General features: G+C 71.3%; 18 protein-coding genes and 1 pseudogene. 14 read left to right on the top strand and 5 right to left on the bottom strand.

Going from position 1 to position 20,949, the window contains the following annotated elements:
- Positions 1-44: 44 nt before the first annotated feature.
- Positions 45-1,415, bottom strand: coding sequence for an FAD-binding oxidoreductase (locus K1T35_RS16790; RefSeq protein WP_220261069.1), 1,371 nt, complete (start codon positions 1,413-1,415; stop codon positions 45-47).
- A gap of 86 nt (positions 1,416-1,501) precedes the next feature.
- The gene (locus K1T35_RS16785; RefSeq protein ID WP_220261068.1) at positions 1,502-3,112 is read right to left on the bottom strand and encodes a helix-turn-helix transcriptional regulator; all 1,611 of its coding nucleotides are present in this window, start codon (positions 3,110-3,112) and stop codon (positions 1,502-1,504) included.
- Between the two features lie 870 nt (positions 3,113-3,982).
- Between K1T35_RS16785 and xerC the strand changes: the two genes are divergently transcribed.
- Entirely contained in the window at positions 3,983-4,939 is a 957-nt protein-coding gene (gene xerC / locus K1T35_RS16780) for a tyrosine recombinase XerC (protein ID WP_220261067.1), read from the top strand.
- Between the two features lie 232 nt (positions 4,940-5,171).
- Complete coding sequence (locus tag K1T35_RS16775; protein ID WP_220261066.1) at positions 5,172-5,459, top strand: hypothetical protein; 288 nt, start codon at positions 5,172-5,174, stop codon at positions 5,457-5,459.
- Between the two features lie 281 nt (positions 5,460-5,740).
- On the opposite strand, the gene K1T35_RS16770 is transcribed toward K1T35_RS16775, so the two are convergent.
- Positions 5,741-6,019: a hypothetical protein gene (locus K1T35_RS16770; RefSeq protein ID WP_220261065.1), complete on the bottom strand. Its 279-nt coding sequence runs from the start codon at positions 6,017-6,019 to the stop codon at positions 5,741-5,743.
- A gap of 400 nt (positions 6,020-6,419) precedes the next feature.
- Here K1T35_RS16770 and nikE point away from each other — a divergent pair, with 400 nt between their 5' ends.
- The 8 genes from nikE to K1T35_RS16730 all read left to right on the top strand — a co-directional run bounded on the left by nikE (position 6,420) and on the right by K1T35_RS16730 (position 15,726).
- Positions 6,420-8,054, top strand: a complete 1,635-nt coding sequence (gene nikE / locus K1T35_RS16765) for an ABC transporter ATP-binding protein (protein WP_220261064.1) — start codon at positions 6,420-6,422, stop codon at positions 8,052-8,054.
- A 31-nt stretch (positions 8,055-8,085) separates the two neighbouring features.
- Positions 8,086-9,612, top strand: a complete 1,527-nt coding sequence (locus tag K1T35_RS16760) for an ABC transporter substrate-binding protein (RefSeq protein WP_255622022.1) — start codon at positions 8,086-8,088, stop codon at positions 9,610-9,612.
- Positions 9,609-11,459 (top strand): ABC transporter permease subunit, encoded by a 1,851-nt coding sequence (locus K1T35_RS16755; RefSeq protein WP_255622021.1) that lies wholly within the window; start codon positions 9,609-9,611, stop codon positions 11,457-11,459. Before K1T35_RS16760 ends, K1T35_RS16755 begins: the two co-directional genes overlap by 4 nt.
- A gap of 419 nt (positions 11,460-11,878) precedes the next feature.
- A complete protein-coding gene (locus K1T35_RS16750) occupies positions 11,879-12,559 on the top strand; it encodes a cyclopropane-fatty-acyl-phospholipid synthase family protein (RefSeq protein WP_220261063.1) in 681 nt (226 codons plus the stop codon).
- 141 nt (positions 12,560-12,700) lie between these two features.
- Entirely contained in the window at positions 12,701-13,645 is a 945-nt protein-coding gene (locus K1T35_RS16745; protein ID WP_220261062.1) for a metal ABC transporter solute-binding protein, Zn/Mn family, read from the top strand.
- 32 nt (positions 13,646-13,677) lie between these two features.
- Positions 13,678-14,397 (top strand): metal ABC transporter ATP-binding protein, encoded by a 720-nt coding sequence (locus K1T35_RS16740; protein WP_220261061.1) that lies wholly within the window; start codon positions 13,678-13,680, stop codon positions 14,395-14,397.
- Entirely contained in the window at positions 14,394-15,272 is an 879-nt protein-coding gene (locus K1T35_RS16735) for a metal ABC transporter permease (RefSeq protein ID WP_220261060.1), read from the top strand. Before K1T35_RS16740 ends, K1T35_RS16735 begins: the two co-directional genes overlap by 4 nt.
- Before the next feature lie 10 nt (positions 15,273-15,282).
- A complete protein-coding gene (locus tag K1T35_RS16730) occupies positions 15,283-15,726 on the top strand; it encodes a Fur family transcriptional regulator (RefSeq protein ID WP_255622019.1) in 444 nt (147 codons plus the stop codon).
- A 497-nt stretch (positions 15,727-16,223) separates the two neighbouring features.
- Here the strand turns inward: K1T35_RS16730 and K1T35_RS16725 are convergent, their stop codons facing one another.
- Positions 16,224-17,033, bottom strand: a complete 810-nt coding sequence (locus K1T35_RS16725; RefSeq protein WP_220261058.1) for a class I SAM-dependent methyltransferase — start codon at positions 17,031-17,033, stop codon at positions 16,224-16,226.
- Between the two features lie 62 nt (positions 17,034-17,095).
- On the opposite strand from K1T35_RS16725, the gene K1T35_RS48875 reads away from it, so the two are divergent.
- Positions 17,096-17,446: a hypothetical protein gene (locus tag K1T35_RS48875; RefSeq protein ID WP_255622017.1), complete on the top strand. Its 351-nt coding sequence runs from the start codon at positions 17,096-17,098 to the stop codon at positions 17,444-17,446.
- A gap of 123 nt (positions 17,447-17,569) precedes the next feature.
- Here K1T35_RS48875 and K1T35_RS16715 read toward each other — a convergent pair.
- A pseudogene (locus tag K1T35_RS16715) lies at positions 17,570-17,834 on the bottom strand (iron chelate uptake ABC transporter family permease subunit); the annotation flags it as partial.
- 24 nt (positions 17,835-17,858) lie between these two features.
- On the opposite strand from K1T35_RS16715, the gene K1T35_RS16710 reads away from it, so the two are divergent.
- From K1T35_RS16710 to K1T35_RS16700, 3 genes are all read left to right on the top strand, one after another.
- Positions 17,859-18,569: an HIRAN domain-containing protein gene (locus K1T35_RS16710; protein WP_370645510.1), complete on the top strand. Its 711-nt coding sequence runs from the start codon at positions 17,859-17,861 to the stop codon at positions 18,567-18,569.
- Between the two features lie 524 nt (positions 18,570-19,093).
- The gene (locus K1T35_RS16705) at positions 19,094-19,309 is read left to right on the top strand and encodes a hypothetical protein (protein WP_220261055.1); all 216 of its coding nucleotides are present in this window, start codon (positions 19,094-19,096) and stop codon (positions 19,307-19,309) included.
- Between the two features lie 448 nt (positions 19,310-19,757).
- Complete coding sequence (locus tag K1T35_RS16700; protein WP_220261054.1) at positions 19,758-20,453, top strand: Clp protease N-terminal domain-containing protein; 696 nt, start codon at positions 19,758-19,760, stop codon at positions 20,451-20,453.
- Positions 20,454-20,949: the final 496 nt, after the last annotated feature.

Raw genomic sequence — 20,949 nt, 5'->3', positions numbered from 1 at the left:
CGCGGAGTGATGCACCCGCACTCGGTGAGTGCGGCTGCGGCTGGCTACTGGATGTTTTGGTGGGTGCGGAAGACGCCGTGCGGATCCCATTCGGCCTTCACGGCGGCCAGCCGCTCGGTGCTGGTGCCGTAGGCGGCGCGCATCCGCTGGCTGCCTTCGTCGCCGAGGAAGTTCGGGTAGGTCGCGCCGGTCGACCACGGACGCAGATCGGTGCGGAACGCGTGGGCGAGGGCCCGGTTGCGCTCGTCGTCGGCGGGGTCCTCCCACAGCAGCAGGGGGTGGACGATGAGCCCCGCGTCGCGGCCGGCCAGCGGTGAGTGCTCCGGGCCGATCCGATCGACCGCCCCGCCCCAGGCCACGATGAACAGCTGCGAGGGGCCGGCCGGCAGCTCGGCCGCGCGCCGTGTCAAAGCGTCGATGGCCTCGTCGGGCAGGTCGACGACGTTCTCGGCGGTCCAGTAGTTGCGGTAGCCGGGCGGGTCGTCCACCGAGCACTGGAAGTCGGCGTAGCCGGTGGGGCCGAAGAAGTCGGCGGCCGGACCCAGCGCCCGGATGGGTGCCAGCGCCCGTTCGCCGTCTGCGACGCTCCCCGCCCACATGCCGAGGATCGCGATGGCCGGGCGTCCCCGTAGCTCCGTCGGGACGTCGTCCTCCTCGGGCGCGGTGATGAACGCGCAGGCCAGCGAGAGCTCGTCGGGGGCTTGGTGCATGACGTTGCGGAAGGTGCGCAGCACCTGGTGGGCGCGATGGGCGGCGAACAGGGCGACGCCGCCGAACACCTCAGGTCCGAGTGGGTACAGAGCCAGCTCGAGCGCTGTGACCACGCCGAAGCTCCCGCCGCCGCCGCGCAGCGCCCACAGCAGCTCGGGATTCTCTTCACTGGATGCGCGAACGATCCGGCCGTCCCAGCAGACCAGCTCGGCGCCGATCAGGTTGTCGCAGGCCAAGCCGTGCTTGCGCTCCAGCCACCCGGAGCCACCGCCGAGCGTCAGCCCGGCCACGCCGGTCGTGGAGACGCGTCCGCCGGTGGTCGCCAGCCCCTGGGCCTGCGTCGCGCGGTCGAGGTCCGCCCAGCGGGCACCGCCGCCCACACGGGTGATGCGCCGACCCGGGTCGACGTCGATGTCGGCCATGCCGCGCACGTCGAGGACAATGCCGTCGTCACACAGCGACAGCCCGGCCACCGAGTGCCCACCGGCGCGGACGGCTACTGGCAGGTCATGGCCGCGGGCGAACGCGAGCGCCGCCACCACATCGTCCACCGCCAGGCACTCCGCCACGTACCGCGGCCGCCGGTTGATCATGGTGTTGAACAGTGTGCGGCTGTCCTCGTAGTAGGAGTCACCCGGCTCATGCAAACCGCCGTGCAGACGGAAACGCAGCTCGTCGGCACTGGCGGTGAGGGTGCTTGTCATGGGGTAAGGCTCGCGCCGGCACCTGCCATGCCGCTTCGCCGCAATCGGCCATCACGTGTGATGGCCGGAAACGGCCATCAGGCACCTCAGAGCATGCCGTGGTGGGTGGCGTGTCCCACCGCCGCCGCGCGTGAGGACACATCGAGCTTGGTGCGGATGTTGGCCACGTGCCGGTGCACGGTGTGCACGCTGAGGAACAGTCGCTCGGCAATCTGGGCATCGCCCAATCCGCCCGCCACCAGGCGCAGAATGTCGACCTCCCGAAGGCTGAGCTCCTCGGATGCGGCCGGCCGTCTCGGCCTGCGCGTACCGAGCAGCGCGAACGCCTCCCGCGCGCAGCGTGCTTCTGCTTCGGCGCGTTCGCGGCGCCCCAGTGCCGCCAGCGCCTCCGACAGCAGCATCCGCGCCTGGGCTGCCTCGTAGGGCGCCGAGCAGGCGCCGAACAGGTCGGCGGCATCCTCGGCGGCCCGCCGGGCGCCGTCGTGGTCGCCCCCCGCCAACAGCACCTCCGCGCGCACCAGCCGCCCGCGACCGCGCATGTACGGCGTCGCGAACCGCATTGTCTGACACTCCACTTGCTCGGCAGCCGCCGCCGCGCCAGCCCTGTCCCCGCCGGCCGCGCGCGCCCGCGCGAGCAGTTCCAGCGCTGGCAGCCGATCCAACACGCTCGCGTCTGCCATCCGGCGCAATGCGCGGTCCGCCGCGTCCGCCGCCGCCGCAGCATCGCCGCCGGCCAGGTCCAGCTCGCCGAGCGCGGCGATCGCCGCCGGCAGCGGCAGCGCCGTCTCGAACAACCGGCGGGCCTCGGCGAGCTCGCCCTGCCGCGCCCGCAGCAGGCCCAACCGCAGAGCGGTCGGCGCGACCAGCCCCGGGCGTGTCGCATTCAGGTCGGCCAGTGCGCTCCGCAGCTCCAACTCAGCGTTCGGCCAGTCGCCGCCGGCGGCGAGCACCTGACCGTACGCAGTGCGGCAGACCCCGAAGAAGAGGCGCGCGTGCCAGGTCGCCGACCAGCTGTGCAGGGCACGACACCATTGCGCAGCCCGCCCGAAGTCGCCGACCTCGGCGAACGTCGAGACCGTGTGGCACAGCGCCCAACCCGGTGCGATCGTCTCAGCGAACTCCCCGCCGACCGCCAACGCCGCCGCCTCGTCCAGCCGGCTCAGGCCCTCCTCGGCCGCCCCCGAGGTGACCAGGGCACTACCGAGGACCGCTAGCGCGACGACTTCGACTCCCACGTCCGCAATACCCCGCGCCAGGTCGAGCGCCTCCCGCGCCAGGCGCTCGGCGGATGCCGGATCACCCTTGGCCAGCAACGCCATATCCGCTTCGAACACCCTGACGAAGCCCGTCTCGGCGCACGGCGCGTGGCCGCTCACCAGCGCCCGGGCGCACGCCACCCAGGCCAATGCGAGCGCGTCATCACCACGGAATTTCAGGTGGTCAGAACCCAGCCACATCGCCATCCGCGCCGCGCCGCACACATCGCCGTTCCCTCGATAAGCACGATAGGCACGTTCGCGCGCGGACAACGTCACGTCCTGATCGCCCTGCCACCACGCCGCCCAGCTCAGACCCTCCCACGCCTCAGCGGCATCACCCAACGCCGCCGCCGCCTCGAAATGGACGCGGGCCCTCGGCCAGGCCGCCTGCGCGAGCGCCACTCGGCCCATCGCCAGCGGATCTGACTCACTGAGCATCCGACCAGCATCATGGGCCCGGCCCCACCCGACAAGAGACCAAATGACGCACCAGCCGGTGGGCCACGCCGAAGCCGGACGGGCTCCGCGGCAGCGACGCTCCTGGGCAGTCCCGGATTCCCACCGGGTTCCTTCTTGCTTGGTACCGGGCTACGGCTGGCACCGGACGACGCAACGCGGGCCCGAGCCTGTCGGAGGGGGCGCCGAGCGAGGTCAGAGGCTCAGGTCCGGTCGGGGCCCGGTGCAGCTCACGCCGCAGGGAGCCCAGCGACGGGCCACCCTGCGCAAGCAGGTCCGACCGCGACACTACGCGCCAGGCCGGTATTCACTAACACCGTTCAGCGGCGGGGCCCGGCACAGTTGTCGGCGTAGTGGAACCGCTCCCGCAGGTGGGCGACCTCGATACGCGGGCACGGCACGGGATCTGCGCGAGGATGGGAACGCCGGATCTTGAAGCATCCGAACCAGTCACTCGACATGGCGACAAGTGCTCGACCGCTGACCTGCATCGATGACCGGTGTTGTCGCGATGTGGTCGCACCCGGCGCACCCTCGTCATCCCGCGGGACACCCGCGGGCCGATGAGAGGCATGGAGGGATCACGATCATGTGCCGGAACCCGAACCGAGGCCGGATCTACCGCCGCTGCGCCTGCCGCGACAACGCCGGCAAACAGCTCGGTGCCCGCTGCCCCGAGCTGACCAACCGCCGCCACGGCCGCTGGGCCTTCGCCGTCGACCTCCCCACGATCGACGGCCGCCGCATGACCTGCGCCGCTGCGGCTTCCCCACCCAGGCCAAGGCCCGCACCGCGCTGCACCGGGTGCTGGCCTGTGAAAGGGCCGGCATCCACGTCGATGACCGCCAAACCGTGGCCGAGTATCTCGAGGCGTGGCTCGAGATCAAACAACGGTCACTGAAACCGACCACGATGGCCCGCTACCTCGACTACGTCCACAAGGACCTCGTTCCCGCGCTCGGCGCCATCCGGCTCGAGGAACTCACCCACCACCACATCGCCGGCTTCGTTCGCGCCCAACTCGCCGCCGGGCGCGGCCGCATCACCCTGCACCGCTGCGTGGCGACGCTGTCCAGCGCACTCACCGACGCCGTCCGCCACCACCGGCTCATCCACAACCCGGCTCGCTACGCCAACATCCCCCGTCCACGCCGGAGCCCACGAGTCTGCTGGTCACCGGCGCAAGCCGTAGCCTTCCTGCACTACTGCGCCCAGATCCACGACCCACTCGCCGAGCTCTACGAGCTCATCCTCTGCACTGGCCTACGCAAAGGCGAAGCGCTCGCGCTGCACTGGGCCGACGTCGACCTCGACGCCAAAGTCCTGCTCGTGCGCTACACCCTGTCCAACATCAACAACGCCACCCCGGTGTGCACCACACCCAAGACCAAGAGCAGCCACACCTGGATCGGGCTCTCCGCCCGCGCCGTCCGCGCCCTGCACCGACAGGCCGAACGGCAACGCGTCCTCCGACTGGCCACCGGCCCGGCCTACCGCGACCAGGACCTGGTGTTCACCCGGCGCGACGGGCAACCCCTGCGACCCGAGTACGTCCTCCGGCACCTCCATCAGCTCACCGACCAGGCGGACCTGCCACACATCCGGGTGCACGACCTGCGCCACTTCGCCGCCACGACCATGCTGTCCTCGCAGGTCCCGCTGGCGATGGCGTCCAAGACGATGCGGCACGCGACCCTGTCGACCACCACCGAGGTCTACGGCCACCTGCTCCGTCACGTCGCCCAGCAAGCCGTCGACGCCATCGACACCGCGCTCACCTCGGCCGAAGACCCGACGCAGGCCGCCTGACGACCACATTGCGACCACCCGATGATCGACCAGCCCTCACCGGCCGGTGGGCACCACGGCACACCGCACGACGACAGTGGCCGCGGCCTGGCCGGGTGCGACCACATTGCGACCACCTCGCCGCAGTGCGCCTCAGGAATCGCTTGACTCTCAGCGCGACTTCAGCGCCCGACCCGCACAGTTTGATCACCCCAGGCGAGTGGCGCCTCGGGGAACCGCGAGGGAAGGCCCGATGTCGACGTTGCAGGACGATCCCGCTCCCGCCCGCAGCAGCCGCCCGCCGTCGCGGTCCGGTTTCCTGCGCAGCTGGCGCATCCCCCAACACCGGGACGGTATGGACGGCCGTCACCGGCTCCTCGCGCCATCGTGGGCGTCACCGGGATCGGGGTGGCCTGGGCTCGGCGCACAGAGCATCGCAGCCGGTGTGCTGCTGGTGCAGGCCCGCCGCGGGCGCCCGCGCGACGGCGGCCGCGCGCGGGGCAACGCGGGATGGGGGCGCATCAACTACCCGCCGTGCTGACACAGGTTGGCTCCGCGAACGCGCGAGCTCGCAGACCGCCCGCGCCGACAGAAGGCTCTTCGGAAGGAAGGCAGCGACCGGGCTGGCCGCGGCCGGGTCGGCGACGTCATCCGGTCTAGCGTCGAGATCACATGCCAGCACGCCGACGAGCTGGAGCGGGTGGGTGAACGCGGGGATGATCGCACCGGTTCTCGTCGAAGTCAGACGACCGCTCTCGTCTCCTCCGGTTCGAGGACCGGGAAGAGGCTCAACCCGCCGATCCGACACCGCCGAAGCGCGGCTCAGTTGCGCACGTACGCGCGCATCATCCGGTGAAGTGACGCGAGTCGCTCGGGAAGGAGCTCCGCGTCGAATCGCCCGTCGCGGACCCAGCCCTCGACGGCTGCGACATCCTCGTCGGTCAGCAAGGGACCGACGCGCACCGCGGGACCGATCGGGCGCTGTCGCACATCAGTGGGTTGGAGCACCAGCATCGGGCCCGGCGAGCGCAGCCCGCAGGCGAGGTGCCCGACAGGACATTGGGCGACGACCAGCACACCGAGCCGACTGGAGCGAACCACGCGGCGCAACGCCGCGACAGCGCGGTCGTATACCTCCGTGGCACATCTCGACTCGCCGCAGAGTACCAGCGTGTACCCCACCCGAGGATTCACGGTCCCGACTCACCCGGCGCGGAGAGCGAGCCACCGAGAACGAGCATGCCCGCACAGGAGAACCCGGAGGCTCGCGGGCGCTCCCGAGCTCCGACTCCGCGACCGTTCTCGAACACGAGTGACGAGCCGGCGATCCGGGCCGGCTCGATCCGACGCCATGCGCAGCTGGCCAGGTTCACCCACCCACCATGTCACGCAACGATAACCGTTTTCAATAGCGGGGAGAGCCTGGCGGAGCCCAGAGCGTGGCACGCGCCACGGCGACAGGTGGTAGATCATACAACGAAAACCGTTACCATTCCCGCCTGTGACACTCGACGAGCGGGACGGGGCCGAGGGCGGGCGGTGCCCGCTCGTCGTGTGCGGCCTGGTCGTCGAGATCAGCGGCCGTCGGATCCTCGACGGGATCGACTTGGACGTGGCCGCGCACGAACGTGTGGCCCTGCTGGGGGCTTCGGGTTCCGGCAAGTCGTTGACGGCCGCCGCGGTGCTTGGCCGGTTGCCGGTGACCGCGAGCGCCCACGGGAGCGTGCGCGTGTGCGGGGCGGAGGTGCTCGGCATGCCCGCCGCCCGCCGCAGCCGCGACGCGGGGGTCGCGGCGCTCTTCCAGGACTCCCGAACCGCGCTCAACCCGCTCGTGCAGATCGGCGCGCAGCTCGTCGCGCCGCTGCGCCACCACGGAGGGCTCTCCCCGCAGCAGGCCCGCTCGGCGGCGGCCGAGCTGCTGACGTCGGTCGGGCTCGACGATCCGGTGCGGGTGCTGCGCGGCTATCCCGGCGAGCTGTCCGGCGGGCAGCGCCAGCGGGTGTGCATGGCGCTCGCGCTCGCCTGCAGGCCGCAGCTGCTGCTCGCCGACGAGCCGACCACGGCGCTCGACGTGGTGAGCCAGCGCCAGGTGCTTCAGGTCCTTCAGGACCGGATGGCCGCCTCGGCCGCCGGCCTGCTGTTCATCACGCACGACCTCGCCGCTGCCGCGCAGGTGTGCACCCGCGCGGTGGTGCTCGCCGGCGGACGCGTGGTCGAGGACGCGCCGATCGCCGAGCTGCTCGCCGAGCCGCGGCACGACTACTCCCGGCTGCTCGTCGACACCGCGCAGGCGACCCGCCTCACACCCGCCCGGCGCGCGCCGGCCAGCACACCGACGGCGCTGCTCAGGGCGACCGGCCTGCACCGCAGCTACCGCGTACGCCGCTCCTGGCCGCGCCCAGCTCCGCCCCCGGTGCCGGCGCTGCGCGGTGTCGACCTCGCCGTGGGCGCGGGCGAACGGGTCGGCCTCGTCGGCGTCTCGGGCTCGGGCAAGTCGACGCTCCTGCGAATCCTGCTCGCGCTCGACACCCCGGACGCCGGCACGGTGGAGTTCCGCGGCCGTGCCGTCCGCCCCGCCCGAACCGCTGCACTGCGCTGGTACCGGCACGCGGTGCAGTACATCCCGCAGGATCCCGCGAGCAGCCTCGACCCGCGGATGAGCGTGGCCGACCTGGTGTCCGAACCGCTCGCCCGGCTGCGCGTCCCGGGCGACCACCGGGCTGCCGTGACCGCGGCGCTGGACCGGGTCGGGCTGCCCACCGACTGCGCCGCGCGGCGGGCCGGCGAGCTGTCCGGCGGCCAGGCCCAACGAGTGGCGATCGCGAGAGCAGTCGCGACCGGCCCCGCTGTGCTGATCGCCGACGAGCCGGTGAGCGGCCTCGACCTCCCCCTGCGCGACCAGGTCGTCGCCCTGCTGGAGCGCATGTGCACCGACACCGGCATGGGGCTGTTGCTGGTCTCCCACGACCTGTCCGTGGTGGCGGCGCTGTGCGAGCGGACCGCCGTGCTGGCCGAGGGCGAGCTGGTCGAGGACCGGCCGACCGCAGACCTGCTGGCCGCGCCGGAGCACCCCCGCACCCAAGAGCTGCTCGAAGCGGTCCCCGACCTCCCGCCAGCCGGTATCCCCGCCGCCTGACCGTCCCGATCGCACCTTCCCGAGGAGATCCGTGTCCCTCCCCCGTTCCCGTGGCGTTCTCTGCGCCGCACTCGCCGCCTGCGGGCTCCTGCTCACCGGATGCTTCTCCACCCCGGCGACGCCGAGCGGTGCCGGCGAGGGCCGCATCGGCGTTGCGATGCTCCAGCCGCCGCGCTCGGGCCTGTCCCCGTTCAGCGACGACGCGTTCAAGCTCTCCCGGTGGCGGACCGCCGAGACCCTCGTCGTGCTCGACGCCAACGGTGACGCGCAGCCGGCGCTCGCCACCGAGTGGGCCCAGGTCGACGAGCGGACGTGGCGGTTCCGGATCCGCGACGGCGTCCGCTTCCACGACGGCACCGAGCTCACGGCCGCGCACGTCGCCACGGTGCTGACGGCCGCCACCCAGGCCGCGCCGCCGCCGCGCATCCTCGACGGGGTCGAGCTGACCGCACGCTCCGAGGGCGACGATGTGCTCGTCGGCACCACCGATCCCGACCCGCTCGTGCCGCAGCGGCTGTCCAGCCCGCAGCTGTCGATCCTCGCCCCGGCCGCCTACCGGCCCGACGGCACCGTCGACCCGGTGCGGGGCGGGACCGGGCCGTTCGTGCTGACCGCGGTGAACGGCACGTCCCGCGCCACCCTGGACCGGTTCGACGGCTACTGGGGCGAGCCGGCCACGGCAAGCGGCATCGACGTCGACTTCGTGCCGGACGGCGGGGCGCGAGCAGCCGCGCTGCGCACCGGCACCGCCGACGTGGTGGAGGCGATCCCGGTGGGCCAGGTCTCGCTTCTCGACCCCGCGCTGGTGCACGAGGTGCCGATGCCGCGCACCAACACGCTCTACCTCAACACCGAGCGTGGTCCGTTCGCGGATCCCGCCGTCCGGGCCGCCGCGCGGGCGGCGATCGACCGGGCCACCCTCATGCAGAACGTGTACGAGGGCCGCGCCGACGTCGCGGCCGGCCTGCTCGGTCCGGCGCTGCCCTGGGCGGCTCCCGGTCGCGACACCGCCGAGTACGCCGGCGCCCTCTCGAGCCGTCCCGCGCCGGCCCCGGTGACCGGCGTGCCGATCACCCTGGGCACCTTCACCGACCGCGCCGAGCTGCCCGAGGTCGCGGTGCTGCTGGAGCAGCAGCTCGAGGCCGCCGGGTTCGTCGTGACGCAGGACGTGCGCGAGTACTCGTTCATCGAGGCCGACGCGCTCGCAGGGGCGTTCGACGCGTTCATCCTGTCCCGCGCCACCGTGCTCGACTCCGGTGACCCCGTCGCCTACCTGGCCAGCGACTTCACCTGCGAGGGCTCGTTCAACATCTCCCAGCTATGCGACGCGGGCGTGGACACCGCCGTCCGGCAGGCGGCGGCCACCCCGGCCGGGCCCGAGCGGCGCGCGTCGATCCTGCGCGCCGAGGCAGCCGTACTCGCCACCGACGCGGCCGTCCCGATGCTGCACGAGCGCGTGATCCAGGGCGAGTCGGCGCGCGTCTCCGGCGTGGCGCGCGACCCGCGGGAGCGCGAGCTGATCATGCCGGGCTCGACGGTGGCGGGTACCGCGCCGTGATCCGCCGGGACGCCGTCGTGGTCGGGACGAGCCGGGTACTGGCCGCCGGCGCGGTGGTGTTCCTGATCGGGATCCTGCCCTGGCTGTCGTTGCGCTCCCCGGAGCTGGCGATCCTGCGGGCGCGTTCTGCCGAGCAGGAGGCCACGCCCGAGGCGCTGGCGTCGATCCGCGAACAACTCGGCCTCGACGCCGGCCCGCTGGTGCTGTTCGGCCGCTGGATCGGCGGGCTGCTGTCCGGCGACCCCGGCACGTCGTGGGTGTCCGGGCGGCCGGTCCTGCCGGGCATGCTGGCCGCGCTCGGGGTCTCGCTCACGCTGATGGCGTTCGCCCTGGTGGTGGCGGTCGTGGTCGCGGCGCTGCTCGCCCTGCCCTCGGTGCTGCGTGGCCTCTCCGGGACGGCCGGCCGGACGTCCGGGTGGGCCGCCGCGGCGTGCACCGCGCTGCCGGAGTTCCTGCTCGCGGCGGTGCTGCTGGTGGTCGGCGCCGTGTGGCTGGGCTGGTTCCCGCCCTACGGCTGGGAGGGCGTGCACTACGCCGTCCTGCCGGCGCTCGCGCTCGGCATGCCGGCCGGCGGCCTGGTCGGCCGCCTGCTCGCGGACGGCGTGGCCGCCACCTTCTCCGAGCCGTGGCTCGGCACCTGGCAGGTGGCCGGCTTCTCACGGGCGCGGATCGTGGCCGCCGTCGCCCGCCGGACGCTGCCGGCGCTGCTGCCCCAGGTCGGGCTCGTCCTCGTCGGGCTCACCGGAGGGGCCGTCGCGGCGGAGCAGGTCTTCGCGATCCCCGGCCTCGGCCGCGCCACCCTCGGCGCTGCCGCGGCGCTCGACCTGCCGGCCCTGCAGCTCGGCGTGCTCATGCTGCTTGCCGTCGCTGCGGTCGCCGGGACGGCCGCCGCGTTGGTCGGCCGCGCCCTGCTGGGCGGCGCGCTGCGTACGGGCGACGTGCCGGTGCCCGTGCCGGTGACGGCTCTCGGGCGCCGCTGGTGGGTGGTACCCGTCGGCGCGGCTGCGCTGCTGGCGGGGGTCGTCGGGGTCGGCCTGCTGCGCGACCCGTACACGTCGGCGCACGCCCGGCTCGCGCCACCGTCGTGGGCACTGCCGTTCGGCGCCGACGCCAGCGGGCGCGACCTGTTCGCCCGCGCCGCCCACGGAGCCCTGCTCACGGTCGGGACCGCCCTGGCCGTCGTGCTCCTCAGCCTCGCGATCGGGGTGCTGATCGGCCTGTTCCCGCGGCTGTCGACCGGGCCGGTCGAGGTCACCAATGCCGCGCCACCGGTCATCGCCGGGATCGTGGTGGCCGCGGTCATCGGCCCGTCCGCGGTCGGTGCCGCGATCGCCGTGGCGATCGTGAGCTGGGCCCCGCTCGCTGCGCACACCGCGGCACTCGTCGCCGAGGCCCGCGCCCAGCCGCACGTGCGGATCCTGCCCGTCCTGGGCGTGGGCCCAGTCCGCCTGCTGACCCGGCACGTTCTGCCCGCCGTCGCCGGGCCGCTCGTGCGGCACGCGATGCTGCGCCTGCCCGGCGTCGTCCTCGCGCTCGCGGCGCTCGGGTTCCTCGGTCTGGGCCCGCAACCGCCCAGCCCGGAGTGGGGTCAGCTGCTCGCTGACGGGCTGCCGTACGTCGAGCGCGCGCCATGGGCCGTTCTCGCACCGACCGCCGTCCTCGTGCTCGCCTCGGTGCTCGCGGTTGCACTGTCCGGCCTCGCCGGGCGCACCGTACGGGTTGGTGGCTCTGCACGACCAACACGGCTCGGTCCGCTTTGTGACCGGACCGCCCCGGTAGGGACACCGCCGTCGCTGTCCGCACGTAGCGGTGCAGGTCCCTCGGACGCCACGGCCCGGTCCGAGTGATCGGGCGAGTGCCCTCGACCAGGTAGAACGAGAGATCGCGACACATCATCACCGTCTCGAGGGAGGACTCTGTTCGGAGTGCCTCGTCGATCCAGGAGAATCTCTCGGCCATGACGTTCTCCAGGCCCGCTCGCCACCACAGATTGCGAGCGGGATCGACGGTACGCGTGTGACAAGTGCTTGGCTCTCAAGGCGCTCGGCCCAAAGCTGCTGTGTGGATCGTGCGATGGCTCAGGAGGGCGTGGTGATCCCCCCTGACCCGGAACTTTGCCGAGACGGCAAACGAACGGCGCCCCGGTAGGCCGAGGCGACACAGTGAGGAGCGTGCGATGTCACAGGTCGCGCGCCGGCATCCAGCGGCGATCCGCGGCTGTGGCGGCCTACTCGACCGGTTGACCGAATTTCTTGGAGCAGCCCGCATGAGCACCGAACCGCACGTCGGCGCCGACTCGGACGGCACGGTCGCGGACTACAGCGCGTCCGAATCCGAGCGATTTTGGGAGGGGCACTACCGCGGTTACCGGGGGCCGTGGGCGGCCCGAGCCAATCCCCTGCTCGTGGAGACGGTGGCCCCCCTTGCGCCTGGTACGGCTCTCGACCTCGGTTGCGGCCTGGGTGGCGACACCATCTGGCTCGCCCGCCGCGGATGGCGGGTCACCGCTGTCGACATCTCCTCGACCGCCGTGGACCAGGTCCGGCGCCAGGCGCTGGAGCTCGGCCTGGGCGATCGCGTCGTCGCCGAGCAGCACGACGTGGCCACGGGCTTCCCGTCCGGGGAGTTCGACCTGATCTCCGCGCAGTACTTCCACACGCCGTTCGCGCTCCCCCGCGGCCAGGTCCTGCGTACCTCGGCCCACGCCCTGCGGCCCGGCGGGCTACTCCTCCTCGTCGACCACGGCTCGATCGCACCGTGGTCGTGGAACCAGGACCGCGACACCCACTTCCCCACTCCGGACGAGGTGTTCGCCGAGATGGATCTCGACCGGCGGCAGTGGTCACCGGTGCGCACCGACATGCCCCGACGCGAAGCCACCGGACCGAACGGCGAGACCGCCGTGGTCGTCGACAACGTGCTGCTGGTCCGCCGAGCCGGGCGCTGATCCGATTGCCTGGCGACGCTGCAGGATGTCGACGAGCGGTGCGGGTCGATCGGTCGATCCGTGACGAACGCGAGGGACGTGTAGGCCGCGTGGAGTGACCACTCGTTGATAACGGTTGTCATTTTCGTATAGTGTCGTTGCGTGGGTCAGTCGCGCGCGTCACGCCTTCCGTTCTCCTGTGTTGCCGCTGTCGTGGCGCTCGTGCTCGTCGGCTGTGCCGGCGTCGCACCCGCCGCGGCGCCGGAGGTCGGCGCGCTCCCGGTGGTGGCGAGCTTCTACCCGGTGCAGTTCTTGGCCGAGCGGGTCGGCGGCGACCGGGTGTCCGTGACGAACCTGACCCCACCCGGATCCGAGCCGCACGACCTGGCGCTGGATGGCCAGAGCATGGCGGCGCTGGCCGAGGCGAAGGTGGTGCTCTATCTCGGAGAGAGCTTCCAACCGGACGTGGAGAAGGCTGTCGCCGACGCGACCGACGCCGTCCGTCGCGACCTGCTCACGGCCCCGGGTGTCGACGTCCTCCCAGCACCCGCCGATCTGGGCAAGGAGTCCCTCGCAGGTGGCGGTGACCCGCACGTGTGGCTCGACCCGGTGCGGATGAAGGCGATGGCGAGCGCAGTCGCCGACGCCTACACCGAAGCCGACCCCGCGAACGCCGACGCCTACCGGACGAACCTCGCCGCGCTGCAGCGCGACCTCGACGCCCTGGACGCCGGTCTACGCGCGGATCTGACCGGCTGCGCCCAGTCCACGATCGTGACTTCGCACGCCGCGTTCGCCTACCTCGCCGATCGATACGGGCTGCGGCAGGTCGCGATCGCCGGGTTGTCGCCCGACGCGGAGCCGGATGCGCAGACCCTCGCCGAGATCACCGACACTGCCCGGGCTGCCGGCGTCACCACCGTGTTCTTCGAAGAGGCCCTGCCGCCCGACACGGCGCAGACCGTCGCATCGGCGATCGGCGCCAAGATCGACCTGCTCGCCGCACTGGAGTTCGACCCGCGCGAGGCTCTTGGCCCCGGCCAGGAGTACCTGAGCGTGATGGCCGACAACGGCGACCGTCTGCACGCGGGCCTGGGCTGCCCGTGAAACCGCTGCTTCTGGCGACTCACGGTCTGACCGTGCGGTACGGGGACATCACGGCGGTCGAGGACGTCGACCTGACATTGGCCGCGGGCGAGTCGGTCGCCCTCGTCGGCCGAAACGGGGTCGGCAAGTCCACCCTGTTACGCGCCCTCGCCGGTCTCGTCCCCCACGACGGCACCATCGTCCGGCGATCTCCGGAGCGCGTTCCCCCGGCCAGGAGCGAATCGCCGTCCTCCGATGTGCGGATAGCCTTCGTCCCCCAGCGTGCAACGCCGCGCTGGGACCTGCCGATCTCGGTCTGGCAGGCGGTCGCGACCAGCAGGATCTCGACGCGGAGGTGGTGGCGGCGTCCGGACACCACCGACCGGGACGCCATCGAGACGGCCATCGCCCGGCTGGGCCTGGGCGCGTTGGCGCAGCGGCCAGTCGGTGCACTGTCCGGCGGCCAAGCGCAGCGTGTGCTGCTGGCACGAGCGCTGGCGCAGGAGCCGGACCTCCTGCTGCTCGACGAGCCGTTCGACGGGCTCGACGCCGACAGCCTCGACGCCGTACTGGCCACGCTGACCGATCTCGCCGCCGCGGACACGGCGGTCTGCTGTGCGCTCCACGACCTGCCGCTGGCGCGCAGGGTGTTCGGGCGGGCCGTGCTCCTCGACGGTCGCGTGCTCGCAGACGGACCCGCTGACGAGATCCTGGCGACTGGCCTCGCCGGGGAACCGTCGATACCCGCGGTGCTCGGAGGCGTGCTGCCGTGAGCGTCGCCGGCTGGCTGACCGAGCCGCTCGCATACCCGTTCATGCAACGGGCGTGCGCCGCGACGCTCGCCGTCGGGGTCGCCGCCCCGGTCGCGGGCGTGTGGGCGACCACCAGGCGTCTGGTGTACCTGACCGACGCGATGAGCCACGCCATCCTCGCGGGTGTGGCCGCCGCGGCGCTGCTCGGAGCGTCGCTACTGGTGGGCGGGCTCGTCGCCGCGATGGCGATGGCGCTACTGGTCGCAGTGCTGGTGATCCACGTCCGGCTCTCCGAGGACAGCGCCATCGGGGTCGCCGGGCAGTGCCTGTTCGCGCTCGGCATCATCGGCGTCTCACAGTCGGCCGATCCCCGTGCACTCACACACGTGCTGTTCGGCAATCCCTTGACAGTCACCACCGCCGATGTGATCGCCGAGCTGGTGGTCGCGGGACTGGTCGTCCTCGCGGTGGCGACGTCCCTACCCCTGCTGGTCGCCACGACGTTCGACGCCGCACACGCCCGCACGCTCGGCATACGAACAGGCCTGGTCGACACCGCAGTCATCGTTGCTCTCGGCCTCGTCGTCGTCATCAGCCTCACGACCGTCGGGGTACTGATGGCGCTCACCCTCTGCATCGCACCCGCCGCGGCAGCTCGGCTGCTGTCCCTCCGCATCCGGCGTGTCCTGTTCCTCGCCGCGGGCCTGGGCGTCGCGGCCGGACTGGTCGGGTTGATGGTGAGTTATCACCTCGGGCTGCCCGCGGGACCCACCGTCGGTGTGCTCGCCGCCACGGAGGTCGCCCTCGCCGCGCTGGTCCGCTCCGTCGGCACCCGCATTCGACACACCGGCCGTGTGTCGCCGGCGAACGGGCGGCCGGGCCGATCCACCCTTTGACGGGGAAGCGATGACACATCACGACACAGCAGCAGAGATTCGACGCGCGGGACTCACGGCGACCGCGGCCCGGTGTGCCGTGCTCGCCGTCCTGGACGGGCGGGCTCAGGCGCTCAGCGCAGGCGACATCCACCTCCTGCTGCGCGAGCAGGGGCACCGAATCGGGCTGGCCACCGTGTACCGCACGCTGCACGCCCTCGCCGCTGTCGACCTGGTCCACGTGTTCCACCTCGATGGCCAGGACAGCTACCGCCACTGCCGGTACGGACGACATCACCACCTGGTCTGCCGCGATTGCCGGACCGTCGTCGAGCGCCCCGCCGACGAGCTGGAATCGGTGCTCGATCGCATCCGCGCCGACGAGGACTTCATGCCCGACCCGCGGCAGACCGACGTCGTCGGCATCTGCAGGAACTGCCGTGACGCGGTCACCGACTCATCGAAGGCACCCTGACGAGCAATCCATGCCCCGCCCGCTCCTGTTCTTCCGGCGACGGCGACGGCGACGGCGACCTCGACGTGTCGGGTGTCCCGAACAAAGTGCCCAGCGCGCAGCGCGGGGACCTGGTCGGTGGCGTCGAGCTCCAGGCCGTCGTGCACCCCCTGGAGTGTCGAGCCGGCCATCCGCGCCGACACCATCCGGACATGACCGAGCCTTGGTCGATGACCAGCGATTTCCCACCGCGGGCGACGGCCGCCACGGCCTTCTGCATGCCGGGTTCGGGAGAGCGACGGTTGGATGCCGCGTAAATCTGCGCCGCTACGAGCGACCCGTGACCACGATCGTCGTGAACGCATTGCCGAGGGTCTCGTCGGCAATGCGCGCCGCAGCGAGGTGCTGAGTTCGCGCGGCGCGAGGTCGAGCGCTCCTGTGATCGACGATCGAATGCGGGGCCTTGCGGCCCGCCTGCCCCGCCTCCGGTGCGGGTGCCGTGCCGCAGTGCGATCGGATCACGGCCGAGTGGTGCCAACCCCGATCAGTGTGGTGGCGTCCAGCTCGGTTAGCCCGTCGGCACGGAGGGAGTCGAGGTAATGCCGGCGCACCGACTCGACAGTGCCAGGATCGAGATCGGCGAGGGCCCCCCGGAACCCAGAACCGGTGATCACCAGCCATGCCACGTCGGGGGTCATGGTCAAGGACAGCTCGTGTACCACGACCTCGGCGTTGGCCAGGCCGCGCTCGGCCAGCCAGGCGGCGTAGCTGTCCGGCTGGTTGATCCGGTCGATCAGGTGAGGCTTCCGCTCACCGGGCATCGGGGTGTCGGTGGCCGCGGCCACCGCGCGGCCGAGATGCCGACCGGCGGCCTGCATCGCCGCGCCGCGCCAGATGGTGAACACGACCCGCCCCCCTGGGCGGGCCAGGCCGATCAACCATTCGGCGCCGGCCGTCATATCGGGGAAGAAGAAGACGCCGAGCGCGCACTGAACCACGTCGTAGCCACCATCATCCCACCCCGTCACGTCGGCCTGATGAGCGCGCAGTTGCGGTAGGCCCGTCGACAACCTGCGCAGTTCGTCGATCATCGGACCCGACAGATCGACCGCGTCCACCACACCGCCCGGTCCGACCAGACGGGCCGCCGGAATGGCCGAAGCCCCGGTGCCACAACAGGCATCGAGGACGCGGTCGCCGGCACCCGGTCCCGCTGCCCGCACAGTCGCCGCCCCGATGGGACCCCACAGGTGGTGCCCGAGTGCAGTGAAGTCGGCTGCAGCGGTGTCGAACGCGCGGCGGGTGTCGCTCACGCGAGCAGCAGGCATGTTGCAATGATATTCATTGCGGACGCCTCGCAGCGAACCGCGGGATCGTCGTCGAACCGGCGGTGCTCACCTGGCACCTGCCCGCCCTCATCATCGTGACCGGCCTCGGCGCCGTGCTCGGGCTGAGTTACGGCGCGTTCGCGCTCGGGTTCGGGATCTCGTTCGCGCAGGCACTGGCCGCGGGGATCGTCGGCATCGTCTTCTCGTTCCTGCTCGTCGGGTTCGTCGCGCCACCAGGCGAGGTCCCACGGGTCTCGGCTACGGTGAAGTCGCGATCCGATCCGCCCTCCTGGGTCAGGGCTGCGACCCCGGCGAGCGCTCTCGCATCGACTCAGGGCAGTCACGTCATCACCCCGACCAGCCCGCGCCGACGGTTGGGCGCAGCGCCCGATAGATGCACCGCAGGGCGGTGAATTTCCGGCTGCCGTTGGGTCCGATCAGTCCGACCACCTGCCGCTCGGCGACATCCAGGGACAGCTCCCGCACCAGGGCCTTCCCATCGACGACGACGGATAGCCCGTTCCGGCGGACATCCACTAGCGGCTCCCTAACAGGTACGCCTTGCGGCGCATCAAGACGACGAACACCGGCACCCCGACCAGCGCGGTGATGGTCCCGAGCAGGAGTTCACGCGGCGCGACAAGGGTGCGCGAGAGCACGTCGACCCACTCGATGAAGATCGCTCCCACGAGCGGGGTCACGACGAGCACCCGTGCATGACCCGCGCTGACGACGAGGCGGACGAGGTGTGGCATGACCAGCCCGACGAAACCCGATCGCACCGCTGACCGCGACCATCGCGCGGGCGCACCTGTTTGCGCTTCGATCCGTGGTCGGAGCCGAACACCGTCGAAGGGCACCGAACACCGCGCAGTAGCCACGTTCGTTCGTGAACCGACCAACCGCTTCGATCCGCACGCTGTAGCGGTACACACCGACGAACAGCGGATCGGCTACCTGCCGCGAGAGGACGCACGGCGGTATCGCCCGGCGCTCGACCAGATCTATGCATCAGGTCGGCGACCGACGGTCACCGCCCGGATCTGGGCTGGCGACTACGAAGACCGGGACCCCAACCAAGACGCGACGGTCACGCGATACGGCGCAGGGGTTCACGTTGCGCTCGACGAACCGCACCTGCTGCTACCCACTAACAGCACACCGCAAGAGCCGCACGTCCTGCTACCCGACGGGTCGACGATTCAAGTCCACGACACGACCTCACGCCTTGACCAGCTCGCCGCGATCCCCGGCACGGACGGCCAGCAATGGGTGTACGCGACGTTGCATCACGTCATTGAGCAGCTTGCTCGGGCGACGCGGGACATCGTGGAGGTGCGTGTCAACGGTGAGCGCGTCGGGAAGCTGACACCGAAGATGAGCGGCGACGTCCTGCCCGCCGTGCGGTTCCTCGCGGCACACGGACGTGTGACCGCCGCACGGCTGCTGGTGAGTGGGAATCGCGCCGCTGTCACGAGGAAGCTCTATGTCGCACATGCGCACCAGCTCGACGACCACTGGTTCGAAGGGGTGTAGGCGCTACCGCTTCGCCACCACGCCATCGTGGGCCTGCAATGCCGCCGGAAGCCGCCGGCTTCGAGCGGATGTACTCGTCTGGGAGCAGATCGGAGATCAGGCACGTCGCCGCTGAGTAGTCGCAGACCTCGTCGTCGCCCTGTGGCCACCGATCTGCCTAGCGATCACACTCGAACTGCCTAGCGATCACACTCGAACTGGTTGCGCTCGTCGCATACCCGACCCAACAGCAATCGATCGCCACCGGCGCACGGCGCGGCGAGTTGACCGGTCATGTGCCCAACGACGCCCAACTCGCGCCCGGACACCTGCCCATCAAGCCCGGTCGCCAAGCACGGGCACCGCAGACCCGCGGAGCCCGCCACGACAGCGAGACCAGGCACCCACGGAACGAGGTGCCCGCCGAGCCCACGGCCAACAACGGGCACGGACCGGCGGGCACGAACGGGCACCTGTACGAGCTCGAGCACGCTGCGCCCCGTCAACACCCGCGGGATGCCTCGAACCCGGCTGGGCAGCCAAGCGTGCCAGAACACAGGCACAACGACCGCATCCCGGCCGGAGGAGTGCCCGACGACCACATCCTCGACTGGCTGCGCGAGCGCGAACGCATCACCGGGCAGGTGCCCGGGCGCAGGCAGATGATCGAACAGTGGGCACTCGGCTCCACCAGAGCCGACCGACTACGCGCGACCGTCATCAAAGAGGCTCCGAGCAAGACCACCGCACCGGCAGGCTGACCAGACGACCAGGTCGCCCACCGTCAGATGATCACCCTCATGCGATGGTATGCGGCCTGGTCGTGCACGCTGACTGCGCCGTCACGACGAGGAACGGGCCTGGTTTGGCGCCTGGTCAGGCCAACATCCTCAACGATCGGGCTGCAGCCGGGGCAGTTCGGAGGCGACTGGATACTGCTCGGTTGCGATTACGCAATCGTGAAATTGATTATGAATAAGGTAGGCGCAATCGAAGCTCATGGCGTCACGTCGGATAAACCCAGATATCCGATCCCGTCGCCCGGTGGCCGGCCTAGCTCACCTCAGGGACCTGTCCGGTCTCACCAGGGGTGATGCCGACGGGGGCAGGCTGATGCCGAGGCGGCGGTAGCTGATGTGGGTCTCATCGAAGCTGATGCGGCGTCAATCTCCGCTTGACAGCAGTGGGGCGTCAATCCAGGCTTGACAGATGCCGCCATCGCCGAGCATTCACCTGCGCGAGCTGATCGCCGAGGTCGAACGAGCAGTCCCCTCCGACGCGCCGGTCGAGCGCGTCACCAAGGCGCAGAACCTTGCGTACCTCCTAGCCGATACCGGCGATCAGCTGGTCGGGCACTTCGTGAGCGCCGCCAAGACGACCGGAGCTTCATGGACTGCGATCGGTGAGGCGCTCGGGGTCTCCCGGCAGGCCGCCCAGCAGAGCCGTCGTGGGCTCTTCTCCAGGTTCACCGGCCGCGCCCGCCACGTCGTGGTCCTTGCTCAAGAAGCCGCCCGCCACCATCGCAACCAGCACGTCGGACCCGAGCACCTCCTGCTCGGGCTCCTCGGAGAACCCCAGGGAATCGGATCGGAGCTGATCATCCGGCACGCTGGCTCCGCCGACGCCGCGAACACCGTCATCCTTGGGAAGCTTCCTCCCGCGGAAGCCGCTGCCCCGCCCGCGAAGCCGCCGTTCACGCCGCCGGCGAAGGCCGCGCTCGAGCACGCCACCCGCGCCGCAGCTGATCTCGATCACGGTTTCGTGGGGACCGAGCACGTCCTTCTCGGGCTGCTGCACGTCGGCGGTTCGGCCAGCGATGTGCTGGCGGAGCTCGGCCTCGACCTGGCCACGGCTGAGCAGGAAGTCCGTGTCGAGGTCGCCCGCCGCCTGGTCGAATCCCGATAGGGCCGGCGCAGTGGGGTGGCGAGATCGCTCAAGCGAATCCGTGAGCGCGAAGAGAACCGATGATTCTGTCCGTCAGTGGTGACCGCAGATGTGCGTGAGTCTCGACCGCACCCTTGAACGGCCGGAGTCGATGTCGGTGAGTTTTGACCGCACTCGAGTGCGCGCAACGGTGTCAGCATCGGGGCGCGGAGGTGCGCGGTGATGCTCGCCGAACGATCCCGCCAGCTGGCCGCCGCGGTCCGCGACGGCTGGGACGACGCGGCGGTGCGCGCTGTCCTGCTGCGGATCGACCCTGCGCAGACCATGCTGTTCTGACTGCTCGACCCCAGCATCTACTGCCATTGACGTGGCTCGTCGTCACGACCGAGGCCGGGAGCTGACCGTCGACACCGTCACCCGCCTAGGAGCGCCCTGAACAACTCGGACCTACTGCGCGGCGCCCAAGCGGCGCCCTCGCCGCGTTGGACGATCGCGCCGATACAACAGCGGTATCGGC

This window comes from Pseudonocardia sp. DSM 110487 (assembly GCF_019468565.1).
In the GTDB taxonomy this organism is placed as follows: Bacteria; Actinomycetota; Actinomycetes; order Mycobacteriales; family Pseudonocardiaceae; genus Pseudonocardia.
Note: the sequence above shows the minus strand (reverse complement) of the source record. Positions and strands in the feature narration are given on the sequence as shown.

Excerpts from the sequence above, each read along its gene's own strand:
- K1T35_RS16790 (WP_220261069.1), bottom strand. The coding sequence starts at position 1,415 with ATGACAAGCACCCTCACCGCCAGTGCCGACGAGCTGCGTTTCCGTCTG.
- K1T35_RS16785 (WP_220261068.1), bottom strand. The coding sequence starts at position 3,112 with ATGCTCAGTGAGTCAGATCCGCTGGCGATGGGCCGAGTGGCGCTCGCG.
- K1T35_RS16775 (WP_220261066.1), top strand. The coding sequence starts at position 5,172 with ATGTCGACGTTGCAGGACGATCCCGCTCCCGCCCGCAGCAGCCGCCCG.
- K1T35_RS16750 (WP_220261063.1), top strand. The coding sequence starts at position 11,879 with ATGAGCACCGAACCGCACGTCGGCGCCGACTCGGACGGCACGGTCGCG.
- K1T35_RS16730 (WP_255622019.1), top strand. The coding sequence starts at position 15,283 with ATGACACATCACGACACAGCAGCAGAGATTCGACGCGCGGGACTCACG.
- K1T35_RS16725 (WP_220261058.1), bottom strand. The coding sequence starts at position 17,033 with ATGCCTGCTGCTCGCGTGAGCGACACCCGCCGCGCGTTCGACACCGCT.
- K1T35_RS16700 (WP_220261054.1), top strand. The coding sequence starts at position 19,758 with ATGCCGCCATCGCCGAGCATTCACCTGCGCGAGCTGATCGCCGAGGTC.